Annotated in this window: 9 protein-coding genes; 3 read left to right on the forward strand and 6 right to left on the reverse strand. The window is 74.2% G+C overall.

Features of this window, described 5'->3' with window-relative positions; all coding sequences use genetic code 11:
* Window positions 1-67: 67 nt before the first annotated feature.
* On the reverse strand, window positions 68-2,194 hold the full coding sequence (gene tkt, locus AB0C87_RS28505; RefSeq protein ID WP_353833775.1) for a transketolase: 2,127 nt from the start codon (window positions 2,192-2,194) through the stop codon (window positions 68-70).
* A gap of 650 nt (window positions 2,195-2,844) precedes the next feature.
* On the opposite strand from tkt, the gene AB0C87_RS28510 reads away from it, so the two are divergent.
* The 3 genes from AB0C87_RS28510 (at window position 2,845) to AB0C87_RS28520 (ending at window position 6,170) form a co-directional block, all read left to right on the forward strand.
* Complete coding sequence (locus AB0C87_RS28510; RefSeq protein WP_353833781.1) at window positions 2,845-3,789, forward strand: heme o synthase; 945 nt, start codon at window positions 2,845-2,847, stop codon at window positions 3,787-3,789.
* Window positions 3,790-3,866: 77 nt separating this feature from the next.
* Window positions 3,867-5,090, forward strand: a complete 1,224-nt coding sequence (locus AB0C87_RS28515; RefSeq protein ID WP_360580382.1) for a PrsW family intramembrane metalloprotease — start codon at window positions 3,867-3,869, stop codon at window positions 5,088-5,090.
* Window positions 5,091-5,171: 81 nt separating this feature from the next.
* On the forward strand, window positions 5,172-6,170 hold the full coding sequence (locus AB0C87_RS28520) for a COX15/CtaA family protein (protein ID WP_345181031.1): 999 nt from the start codon (window positions 5,172-5,174) through the stop codon (window positions 6,168-6,170).
* Between the two features lie 7 nt (window positions 6,171-6,177).
* On the opposite strand, the gene polX is transcribed toward AB0C87_RS28520, so the two are convergent.
* The 5 genes from polX to AB0C87_RS28545 all read right to left on the reverse strand — a co-directional run bounded on the left by polX (window position 6,178) and on the right by AB0C87_RS28545 (window position 11,499).
* Entirely contained in the window at window positions 6,178-7,896 is a 1,719-nt protein-coding gene (gene polX / locus AB0C87_RS28525) for a DNA polymerase/3'-5' exonuclease PolX (protein WP_360580384.1), read from the reverse strand.
* Window positions 7,897-7,935: 39 nt separating this feature from the next.
* On the reverse strand, window positions 7,936-8,772 hold the full coding sequence (gene prcB, locus AB0C87_RS28530; protein ID WP_345181036.1) for a proteasome subunit beta: 837 nt from the start codon (window positions 8,770-8,772) through the stop codon (window positions 7,936-7,938).
* 71 nt (window positions 8,773-8,843) lie between these two features.
* Window positions 8,844-9,803 (reverse strand): EamA family transporter, encoded by a 960-nt coding sequence (locus AB0C87_RS28535; protein ID WP_360580387.1) that lies wholly within the window; start codon window positions 9,801-9,803, stop codon window positions 8,844-8,846.
* A gap of 2 nt (window positions 9,804-9,805) precedes the next feature.
* Complete coding sequence (locus AB0C87_RS28540; RefSeq protein ID WP_345181222.1) at window positions 9,806-10,522, reverse strand: ABC transporter permease; 717 nt, start codon at window positions 10,520-10,522, stop codon at window positions 9,806-9,808.
* 50 nt (window positions 10,523-10,572) lie between these two features.
* A complete protein-coding gene (locus tag AB0C87_RS28545; protein WP_345181040.1) occupies window positions 10,573-11,499 on the reverse strand; it encodes an ABC transporter ATP-binding protein in 927 nt (308 codons plus the stop codon).
* Between the last annotated feature and the right edge of the window lie 86 nt (window positions 11,500-11,585).

The following is an 11,585-nucleotide window of genomic DNA, read 5'->3' on the forward strand; positions in this document are numbered from 1 at the left end:
CGCCCCGCCGGGGCGGGCGGGCGGCGTGCGGGGGTGCGCGGACGCCGCCCGCCTCGCGGGCCGTGACTCAGTTGCCGGTCGTCTCGCCCTGCCCCGCGTGGCGCACGCCGGCCCGGATGAGGCTGGCCTTGGCCGCCGCCACCACGCGCTCGGGCGTGATGCCGAACTGCAGGAACAGGGTCTTGTAGTCGGCCGAGGCGCCGAAGTGCTCCAGGCTCACCGACTCGCCGGCGTCGCCGACGTAGCCGCGCCAGCCGAGCGCCACGCCGGCCTCGACCGACACCCGGGCGCGCACGCCCGGCGGCAGCACCTCCTGCCGGTAGGCGTCGCTCTGCTGCTCGAACCACTCCACGCACGGCATCGACACCACGCGGGTCGGGGTGCCCTCGGACTGCAGCGTCGTGCGCGCCTGCAGCGCCAGCTCCACCTCGCTGCCGGTCGCGATGAGGATCACCTCGGGCCGCCCGCCGTCGGCGTCGGCCAGCACGTAGCCGCCCTTGGCCGCGCCCTCGGCGGAGGCGATCTCGCCGCCGCGCTCCAGCGTCGCCAGCTTCTGCCGGGTCAGCGCCAGGCCGGCCGGGCGGTCGGTGTGCTGCAGGATCGTCCGCCACGCCACCGCGGTCTCGTTGGCGTCGGCGGGGCGGACGACGTCCAGGCCCGGGATCGCCCGCAGCGCCCACAGGTGCTCGACGGGCTGGTGGGTCGGGCCGTCCTCGCCGAGCCCGATCGAGTCGTGCGTCCAGACGAAGGTGACCGGCAGCTTCATCAGCGCCGCCAGCCGGACCGCCGGGCGCATGTAGTCACTGAAGATCAGGAACGTGCCGCCGTAGGGGCGGGTGCCGCCGTGCAGCGCGATGCCGTTGCAGATCGCGGCCATCGCGTGCTCGCGGACGCCGAAGTGCAGCGTGCGGCCGTAGCGGTGGCCGGGGAACTCCTTGGTCTGGAACTCCTCCGGGATGAAGGACGGCTCGCCCTTCATCGTCGTGTTGTTGCTCTCCGCGAGGTCGGCCGAGCCGCCCCACAGTTCCGGCAGCACCGGCGCCAGCGACGCCAGCACCTCGCCGGACGCCGCGCGGGTCGCGATGGACTTGCCCGCCTCGAACTCCGGCAGCGCGCTCTCCCAGCCGGCCGGCAGCGTCCGCGAGGAGATCCGGTCGAACTCCGCGGCCCGCTCGGGGTTCGCGGAGCGCCACGCCTCGAACGCCTTGCTCCACTCGGCGTGGTCCGCGCGGCCCCGGTCGGACACGGCGCGGGCGTGGGCCAGCACGTCCTCGGGGACCTGGAAGCTCTCGGCCGGGTCCATGCCGAGGATCTGCTTGGTCGCGGCGACCTCGTCGGCGCCGAGCGCCGAACCGTGGATCTTGCCGGTGTTCTTCTTGTTCGGCGCCGGCCAGCCGATGATCGTGCGGAGCGCGATGAAGGACGGGCGGGACGTGTCGGCCTTGGCCGCGGCGAACGCCTTCGCCAGCGCGGCGACGTTCTCCTCGTAGTCGCCGTCCTGCGTCCAGTCGACGTGGTGGACGTCCCAGCCGTAGGCCGCGTAACGGGCGCGCACGTCCTCCGACAGCGCGATCGCGGTGTCGTCCTCGATCGAGATGTGGTTGTCGTCGTAGAGGAGGACCAGGTTGCCGAGGCGCTGGTGCGCCGCCAGCGCGCTCGCCTCGTGGCTGATGCCCTCCTCGATGTCGCCGTCGGACGCGAACGCCCAGACGGTGTGGTCGAAGGGGGACTCGCCCTCGGGCGCGTCCGGGTCGAACAGGCCGCGCTCGCGGCGGGCCGCCATCGCCATGCCCACGGCGTTGGCGATGCCCTGCCCGAGGGGGCCGGTGGTGGTCTCAACGCCCGCGGTGTGCCCGTGCTCGGGGTGGCCGGGTGTGAGGCTGCCCCACTTGCGGAGGGACTTCAGGTCGTCCAGCGTCATCGGGTAGCCCGAGAGGTACAGCTGGATGTAGAGGGTCAGGCTGGAATGGCCGCAGGACAACACGAACCTGTCCCGCCCGGCCCAGTGCGGGTCCGTCGGGTCGTGCCGCAGGAACCGCTGGAAGAGAAGGTAGGCGGCCGGCGCGAGGCTCATCGCCGTGCCTGGGTGACCGGAGCCCGCCTCCTCGACCGCGTCCATGGCGAGGGCGCGGATCACGTCCACCGCGCGCCGGTCCTGGTCGGACCACTCAAACGTGCTGTTGTCCCTGCTCACGGAAACGCCAGGCTCCTCTCGAACCGATGTCAAAGAACCACTCTGTAATGTTGTGCGCCGGCGGCCCCGCAGACGACCCCCACACAGGACAACGCCCGGCGGTGCGGCGCCTCTTCCCCCGCCCCGCACGGCCGCACGGGCGCGGTCGCGAAGATCAAGCCCGCGCCCAGCCGCGAGCCTATCGCGCGGGAGGGCGGTCGCAGGCGGGGGCGGAGGACCGCTGCGCCGGGCCCGGGCCGCGACGCTTCATGCACCCTTGCCCGAACGCCCGGCGGACTAACCCCCCGCGCGGGTGATCCGGGGGGTGATCCGAGGTCGCCCCGGCTCCGGGCGGTTGCGGCGGGCATCCCGCCCGCGGCGCGTCCGGTTCGCGCCCGCGGAGCGTCCGGGCATCGCTCGCGGGGCGTTCGGCCATCGCCCGCGGCGCGTCCGGCGACCCGGTGCGCGGCCCCCGCGGGGGGCGGACTACAGTGATTGCGCGGCTGACGCCAGCGGCCGCGGCAAGACGACCCAGCCGAAGTCGCACCCAGCCGAGGCCGGCCCGATCGCGGGGCACCGCCAGGGTGGTACCGATTTCTCATCCCTAGTCAGACGTGGACCCGATTGTGACGGTGCTCAGTAACAAGCGCGGGATCGACCTGGACGAGCAGGTGCCGGAGGCGCCCGCGTCCCCGCTCGCGCCGCCTCCCGCCGAGCGGACCGCTCGGCGCGCGCCGGGCGCCAGCGTGCGCGCCTACGTGGCGCTGACCAAGCCGCGCGTGATCGAACTGCTCCTGATCACGACCATCCCGGTGATGTTCCTGGCGGACCGGGGCGTGCCGCCGCTGTCCACCGTGCTGCTGACGCTGGCGTTCGGCACCATGTCCGCCGGCGCCGCCAACGCGATCAACTGCTACATCGACCGCGACATCGACGCCAAGATGCGCCGCACCCGGCGCCGCCCGCTGGCCCGCCACCAGGTCACCCCGGCCCGCGCCCTGGTCTTCGGGGTGACGCTCGCCGTGCTGTCCACAGCCGGGTTCCTGCTCACGGTCAACCCGGTCGCCGCGGCCGGCTCGCTGTTCGCGATCCTGTTCTACGTCTTCGTCTACTCGCTGCTGCTCAAGCGGCGCACCTCGCAGAACGTCGTGTGGGGCGGCATCGCCGGGTGCATGCCCGTCCTCATCGGCTGGGCCGCCGTCACCGGCGGCGTCGCCTGGACGCCGCTCGTCCTGTTCGGCGTGGTGTTCCTGTGGACGCCCCCGCACACCTGGACGCTCGCGATGCGCTACCGCGAGGACTACGCCGTCGCCAAGGTCCCGATGCTGCCGGTCGTGGCGTCCGAGCGCCGCGTCGTCGTCGAGAGCCTCGTGTACACCTACGCGACCGTCGCCTGCTCGCTGCTGCTGTGGCCCGTCGCCGGGATGGGCCCGGTGTACGGCGCCGTCGCCGTGGTGCTCGGCCTGGTCTTCCTGGCGGAGGGGCACCGGCTGCTGAAGGCCGTGCGCGCCGGGGTCACCGGCGTCCACCTGCGCCCGATGCGCTTCTTCCACCTGTCGAACGTCTACCTGGCGCTGCTGTTCACCGCCGTGGCGGTCGACCCGCTCCTGTACTGACCCGGCGCTCTACCCCGGCGCCGTACCGATAGGCGCGCTTTCGCGGATCGGTGCGACCTGCCGTTACGCTTCGCGGTATGGCGAGCATGGATCCCAAGGCGGTGCTCGAAGGCCGTGTCCCCGGGCGGCCTCCGGTCGGCCTGATCCTCGGCATGACCGTGTCGGGGCTGTGCGCCCTCGTCGCGCTCGGCACGGACGCCGCGCTCGGCGGGGCCGGGTTCTGGGTCGGGGTGATCCTCGCGATCCTGCCGATCCCGGTGCTGATCGCCCTGGCCCTCACCCTCGACCGGCTGGAGCCCGAGCCGCCGCGCGCCCTCGCCTTCTCGTTCATGTGGGGCGCGGGGGTCGCCGTGCTGGGCGCCCTCGTGCTCAACACCGCCGGGATGCTGTACGTGACCGTGCCCATCTTCGGCGAGACGGAGGGCCACTTCGTCAGCGCCGCCGTCGGCGCGCCGATCATCGAGGAGTCGCTGAAGGGCGCCGTCCTGTTCGGCATGCTGTGGTTCCGCCGCAACGAGATCGACGGGTTCGCCGACGGGATCATGTACGCGGCCATGGTCGGGCTCGGCTTCGCCATGATGGAGAACGTCACCTACTACACGCGGGCGTTCGAGGACGGCGGCGCGCAGCAGCTCCAGGCGGTGTTCGTCCTGCGCGGCCTGATCGCCCCGCTCAGCCACCCGCTGTTCACCTCGATGACCGGTCTCGGCGTCGCCTACGCCGCCACCCACCGGCGCGGCCAGATCGTCGCGCCGCTCGCCGGGCTGCTCGGCGCGATGGTGCTGCACGGGCTGTGGAACGGCGCAGCCGCGTTCGGGCTCGGCGGCCTCGGCATCGTCTACCTGCTGGACTTCTGCGTCCTGGTGGCGCTGATCGTCATCGTGTTCGTCGAGCGGCGCGGCACCGTGCGCCGCATCGAGACCTACCTGCCGATGTACGCGGGGACGGGCCTGGTGACGCCGCAGGACGTGCGGATGCTGCGCTCCATCCCCTCGCGCCGCGCCGCCCGCCGCTGGGCCCGCTCGGTCGGCGGCGCGCCCGCCGGACGCGCCATGGTCGACTACCAGCTCGCCGCGACGGAGCTGGCGCTGCTGCACAAGCGCGCCGACCGGGGCGTCGCCGACCAGCGCTGGTTCGTGGCCCGCCGCGACTCGCTGCTCGCACTGATGTCGCTGGCCAGGCAGGCGTTCCTGCGCACCTCGCCGCGGCCCGGGGCGGGCATCCAGGCCGGGCCGCCGTGGGCGCGGCAGGGCCCGTCGGGATTCCTGCCGCCGCAGCCGCCCGGCCCGTACGGCGCCTGACCCGCGGACGCTGCCGGAGCGGCGCGCGCGTGGGCGGGGGCCGGGTCACGGCCACGGAGACCCGGCCATACGATTGGTGCCGTGGCAGAGCGAGAGTCGTCCAACCTCCTGATCCGGACCTGGAACGCCGTGTGGCGCCCGACGCCCGGGTCCCTGCGGCTGCTCGCGCTGATCGGCGTCATCGGCAACGTGGTGATCGTCGTCAGCGGCGGCGCCGTCCGCGTCACCAAGTCCGGGCTCGGCTGCCCCGACTGGCCGCGCTGCTCCGGCGACAGCCTCGTGCCGACCCACAACCCCGAGCACCACGTGCTCAACATGTCGATCGAGTTCGGCAACCGGCTGATCACCTTCGTGGTGCTGGGCGTCGGCGTGCTGGTGTTCGTCGCCGCGCTGCGGCTGCGGCCGCGCCGCCGGAGCCTGGTGCTGTGGGCGCTGGCCCAGCCGATGAGCGTGGTCGCCCAGGCGGTCATCGGCGGCATCGTCGTGCTGACCAAGCTGCACCCGGCGGCCGTCTCGCTGCACTTCCTGGTCTCGCCGGCCCTGCTGGTGTTCTGCGTCGCGCTCTGGGTCCGCGCGGGGGAGGGCGACGCGCCGCCCCGGCCGCTCGCCGGGCCCTGGACGCGCCGCCTCGCCGCCGCGCTGCTGGTCTCGTGCGCCGCCGTGCTCGTCGCGGGCACGGTCGTCACCGGCACCGGCCCGCACGCGGGCGACGCCGAGTCGCGCCGCTACGGCTTCGACATCACCGACGTCGCCCGGATCCACGGCGAGCTGGCCTGGCTCACCATCGCGCTGACGGCGCTCGCCATCGTGGCCCTGCACCGCACGGGCGCGCCCGCCGCCGCCCGCCGCCGCGCCCACGAGCTGGCCGGGCTGATCGTGCTGCAGGGCGCCGTCGGCTACGTCCAGTACTTCCTCGGCGTCCCCGCCGGCCTGGTGCTGCTGCACATGCTCGGCGCGGTGCTGATGTGGATCGCGGCGTTCCGCCTGTTCTTCGCGCTGCGCGACCGGGGCCCCGTCCCCGCCGCCGAGGCTCCGGCCCCGGCGGCCCCGCGGCCCGCCGAGGCGCCCCAGCCCGCCTGACCCGCGCTCAGGTCTTGCGCAGGAACGCGCGCAGACGCTCCAGCGGCCAGGTGTTGATGACGTCGTCGGGGGTCAGCCAGCCCCGCTGGGCGGTGCCGACGCCGTAGCGGATGTTGCGGTGGTGGCCGACCGAGTGGGCGTCGGTGTCGACGGCGAACTTCACGCCGAACCGCTTCGCGCGCCGGACCAGGTCGGCGGGCAGGTCGAGGCGGTCGGGGAAGGAGTCGATCTCCATCGCGGTGCCGGTGCGGGCGGCGGCGCGGAACACCTCGTCCCAGTCGGCGTTCACCGGCGCCCGGCGGCCGATGCTGCGGGCGGTGGGGTGCCCGATCACGTGGACGTGGGGGTTCTCGCACGCGCGGACGAGCCGCCGCGTCATGCTCGCCTCGTCCTGCGTGAAGTGGGAGTGGACGGAGGCGACGCAGACGTCGAAGCCGGACAGGAAGTCGGCGTCCCAGTCGACGCCGCCGTCGGGGTCGATGTTGAGCTCGGTGCCGTGCAGGAGCGTGAGGCCGGGGAACCGATCCCGCAGCTCGGCGATCCGCTCGCGCTGGGCGAGCATCTTCTCGTCGGTCATGCGCTGCATGACCAGGTTCGGCGCGTGGTCGGTGATCGCGTAGTACTCCAGGCCGCGGTCCCGCGCGGCGGCGGCCATGTCCTCCAGTGAGGCGATGCCGTCGGTCAGGTCGGTGTGGCTGTGCAGGTCGCCGCGCAGGTCCTCGACGGTCACCAGGCGGGGCAGTTCGTCCCTCAGCGCCGCCTCGATCTCGCCGGCGTCCTCGCGGAGGGCGGGGTGCACCCAGGGCAGGCCGAGGCGCTCGTAGACCTCCTCCTCGGTGGCGGACACGATCAGCTCGTCGGTGCGGGCGTCGAACAGCCCGTACTCCGAGAGCCTGAGCCCGGCCTTCACGGCGATCTCGCGGGTGCGGATGTTGTGGGCCTGGGAGCCGGTGAAGTACTGGAGCGCGGCGCCCCACGACTCGGGCGGGACGACGCGCAGATCGACCTGCAGGCCCCGGGCGGTGCGGATCGAGGTCTTCTTGTCGCCGCCCGCGATGACCTCCGCGACGAACGGGAGCGCGGTGAACGCCTCCATGACCGGACGCGGGTCGCGGGAGGCGGCCAGCACGTCGACGTCGCCGATCGTCTCGCGCATCCGGCGCAGCGAGCCGGCGTGGGCGCAGCGCTCCACCTGGGGCAGCGCGGACAGGGCGGCGACGATCTCGTCGGCGACGCCCGCCGCCGCGTCGACCAGGACGCGCTCGCCGGAGCCGCGCATCAGCTCGATGCCGTGGAGGATGTTCTCCTCGGTCTTGGCGCCGAAGCCCTTGAGCCCGCGGAGCCGTCCCTCCTCGACGGCGGCGGCCAGCTCGTCGACCGAGGAGACGCCGAGCGCCTCGTAGACGGCGAGGGCCTTCTTCGGGCCGAGCGTGGGGATGGCGGTCAGGGCGCGGACTCCGGCCGGGATCTGCGTGCGCAGCTCCTCGACCTGCCGGATCGTGCCGGTGGTGTTGTAGTCGAGGAGCTTCTTGGCGATCGCGTCGCCCACCCCCGGGATCCGCCGCAGCCCGGCCAGGTCGAGGCCGGCGATGTCGCCCGGGTGGCCCGCGACCGCCCGCGCCGCCTTCTCGTACGCCCTGATCTTGAAGGCGTCGCCGCCCGTGATGGCCAGCAGATCGGCCAGTTCCTGGATGAGGGCCGCAGCCTCGTCGTTCGCCCGTGCCATGGGCCGAGTCTAGAAGCCGGGTACGACGGTTTCGGGCGCTCAGCGCAGGGGCGCGACGGGCCCGCCGGGCCGCTCGGTCCGGCCGCGCACGACCTCGTCGGCGATCGCCGCCACCTGCTCGTCGGGCAGCCGCCGGTAGCCGTCGGCCGTGACGACCGCGATCGTCGGGTAGATGCGCCGGGTCGGGTCGGGGCCGCCGGTGGCGCTGTCGTCGTCGGCCGCGTCGTAGAGCGCCTGGACGCACACGGTGGCGGCGTCCTCCAGGGACAGGTCATCGCGGTAGAGCTTCTTCAGCGCGCCGGCGGCGTAGGGGGAGCCGGAGCCGTCCGCGTGGAAGCCGCGGGCCTCCTGAGGGGCGCCCGTGATGTCGTAGGTGTAGATCCGCGCCTCGCCGGAGTCGGGGTCGAGGCCCGCGAACAGCGGGACGACCGCGAGCCCCTGCAGGGCCTGCGCGAGGTTGGCCTGGATCACGGCGCCGAGGCGGCGGGCCTTGCCCGGCAGCGACAGCGGGACGGTCTCCATCTTCTCGTAGTGCTCCAGCTCCACCTGGAACAGCCGGACCATCTCCAGCGCCAGCCCGACGGTTCCCGCGAAGGCGACGGCGGAGTACTCGTCGGCGCGCTGCACCTTGTCGAGCTCGCGGTAGGCGATGCGGTGCCCCTGGGTGGCGCGCCGGTCGCCGGCCATCATCACGCCGCCCGGGAACGTCAGCGCCAGGACCGTCGTCCCGTGCGGCAGCTCGGGCGCGTCCCCCTCGGGCACCCGGTTGACGGGCAGCAGCTCAGGGGAGTGCAGGCGCAGGAAGTCGACGAACGACGCCGACCCCGCCTCGAAGAACTCGGGCGGAATCCCCTGGTCCTCGCTCCGGCCGATCACGGCGGCTCCTCTCCTGCTCGATGATCGCGACGTCCCGATCCTTCCACGCTGCCACACGGGGCCGCCACCGCTCAGGCCTCCGGCGCCTCGGGCGGCTCCTTCTGGCTCCGGGTCGCGCCCGCGCACGCGACGATCACGCAGCAGATCGCCACCCACTGGCGCGCCGTGAGGATCTCGCCGAGCAGCGCCACCCCGACGAGCGCCGCCACGGCGGGCTCCAGGCTCATGAGGATCCCGAAGACGCGGGCGGGCATCCGCCGCAGCGCCTCCAGCTCGAGCGAGTACGGGATCACCGACGACAGCAGCCCCACGCCGAGGCCGATCAGCAGCAGGCGCGGGTCCAGCAGGGCGGTGCCCGCGGACGCCACGCCGAGCGGAAGGATCGCCACGGTCCCGACGACGCTGGCGAGCGCGAGGCCGGTGGAGCCGGGGAACCGCTGGCCGGTCGCGGCGGTGAGGACGATGTAGCCCGCCCAGCACGCCCCCGCCAGCAGCGCGAACGCGATGCCGACCGGGTCGAGGGCGCCGCTGCCGCCCCGGGCGAGCAGGACGACGCCGGCCCCCGCCAGCACCACCCACAGCGCGTCGCGGGGGCGCCGGGAGGCGATGATCGAGACCAGGAGCGGCCCGAGGAACTCGATCGTGACGGCGACGCCCAGCGGGATCCGCGAGAACGACTGGTAGATCGAGTAGTTCATCAGCGCCAGCGCCAGCCCGAAGCCCGTGGCGATCGCGAGGCTGGAGCGCGAGTGGTCGCGCAGGACGGTCCGCAGCGCCTTGCGGGTCAGGAACCCCAGCACGACCGCCGAGGTCAGCAGCCGCATCGTCACGATGGCGCTCGGCGGCAGCCGGTCGAACATGTGCTTGGCCAGGCCCGCGCCGACCTGGAGGGAGATGATGCCCATCAGGATCAGCGCGGGCGGCGGCACCGACCCGAGCGACAGCCTCCGCGCCGGCAGCGCCCGCGCCCAGGCGGGCCGGGCGGGCCGGGACGCGCCGCCGAACGAACCGGGAGCTTCGGAGAGGGCCATGGCTACTCCCACCTGAAGAAGCGGGCGGCCAGGACGAGGCCGGCGGCGGCCCACACGGCGAGGACCGCCAGCGGCTTGCCGGGGAAGGCGGCGCCGTGCTGGAGGACCTGGCGCAGCCCCTCGGAGAGCGCCGAGATCGGCAGCAGCTCCAGGGCGGACCGCACCCCACCGGGGAAGCGGTCGAGCGGGAAGACGACGCCGCCGAGGGCCAGCAGCAGGATGTAGACGAGGTTGGCGGCGGCGAGGGTGGCCTCGGCGCGCAGCGTCCCGGCCATGAGCAGCCCGAACCCGCTGAACGCGGCGGTGCCGAGCGCCAGCAGGACGACCACCGAGGCGGGGTCGCCGTGCGGGTGCCAGCCGAGCGCCAGCGCCACCGCGCAGACGACCGCCGCCTGCACGGCCTCGACCGCGACCACGCTGAGCGTCTTGGCGGCGATGAGCCCGCCGCGCGGCAGCGGGGTCGCGCCGAGCCGCTTGAGGACGCCGTAGCGCCGCTCGAAGCCGGTGCCGATGGCCTGGCCGGTGAACGCGGTGGACATCACCGCGAGGGCGAGGACGCCCGGGGCGAGGAAGTCGACGCGGCGGCCCGCGCCGAGATCGACGAGGTCGGTGGCGCTGAACAGCGCGAGCAGCACCACCGGGATGATCAGCGTGAGCAGCAGCTGCTCGCCGTTGCGCAGCACGGCGCGGAACTCGTAGCCCGCCTGGGAGAGGATCATCCGCGGCAGCGGCGCGGCGCCCGGCGCGGGGGCGAGGTCCAGTGGGGCGGTCACGAGCGCAGCTCCCGTCCGGTGAGTTCCAGGAAGACGTCCTCCAGCGTGCGCCGCTCGATCCGCAGGTCCTCGGTCATGACGCCGTGCGAGGCGCACCAGGCGGTGACCGTGGCCAGCAGCTCGGGCCGGACGTCGGCCTCGATCAGGTAGTGCCCGGCCGGTGACTCCTTGGCGGCGCTCCCGGCGGGCAGGGCCGCGAGCAGCTCCTCCAGGCCGAGGCCGGGACGGGCGCGGAAGCGCAGCTGGCGCTCGGCGCCGGTCAGCTCCTCGGGGGCGCCCTGCGCGACGACCCTGCCGCCGTCGACGATCACGACGTGGTCGGAGAGGCGCTCGGCCTCCTCCATGTTGTGCGTGGTGAGCACGACCGACACCCCGGCCGCGCGCAGCTCGCCGATGAGCTCCCAGGTGGCGTGCCTGGCCTGCGGGTCGAGCCCGGTGGTGGGCTCGTCGAGGAAGACCAGCTCGGGCCGCCCGACCACGGCGACGGCGAGGGAGAGCCGCTGCTGCTGCCCGCCCGACATGCGCCGGAACGGGGTGCGGGCGTGCGCGGTGAGGCCGAGCCGCTCCAGCAGGGCGGAGGCGTCGAGCGGCGCGGTGTGGAACGAGGCGACGAGCCGCAGGAACTCGCCGGCCCGGGCGGTGCCCGGCACGCCGCCGGACTGCGGCATCACCCCGACCCGCGGGCGCAGGGCGCGCCCGTCGGCGGCGGGGTCCAGCCCGAGAACGCGGACGGTGCCCGCGTCGGCCCGCCGGAACCCCTCGCAGATCTCGATGGTGGTGGTCTTGCCGGCGCCGTTCGGGCCGAGCAGCGCGGTGACCGCGCCCCGGGCGGCGCTGAGCGACAGGCCGTCCACGGCCGTCACCGCGCCGTAGCGCTTGGCGAGGGAGCGCAGTTCGACCGCGCCGTCTCCGGGGGGTGTCATGGTGATGAGTTTAGGTCCGGGGCGCGACAGCTCCGCGCCCGGTCCCGGCCCTCCCAGCGTGAACTCGCGGTAAAGCCGGCCGGTGG

It is taken from the genome of Actinomadura sp. NPDC048021 (genome assembly GCF_040653135.1).
Taxonomy (GTDB): domain Bacteria; phylum Actinomycetota; class Actinomycetes; order Streptosporangiales; family Streptosporangiaceae; genus Spirillospora; species Spirillospora verrucosospora.

What these genes read in the sequence shown, in the direction of transcription:
- AB0C87_RS28540 (WP_345181222.1), bottom strand. Translation starts at nt 10,522, where the DNA reads ATGATCCTCTCCCAGGCGGGCTACGAGTTCCGCGCCGTGCTGCGCAAC.
- polX (WP_360580384.1), bottom strand. Translation starts at nt 7,896, where the DNA reads ATGGCACGGGCGAACGACGAGGCTGCGGCCCTCATCCAGGAACTGGCC.
- AB0C87_RS28515 (WP_360580382.1), top strand. Translation starts at nt 3,867, where the DNA reads ATGGCGAGCATGGATCCCAAGGCGGTGCTCGAAGGCCGTGTCCCCGGG.
- AB0C87_RS28535 (WP_360580387.1), bottom strand. Translation starts at nt 9,803, where the DNA reads ATGGCCCTCTCCGAAGCTCCCGGTTCGTTCGGCGGCGCGTCCCGGCCC.
- AB0C87_RS28545 (WP_345181040.1), bottom strand. Translation starts at nt 11,499, where the DNA reads ATGACACCCCCCGGAGACGGCGCGGTCGAACTGCGCTCCCTCGCCAAG.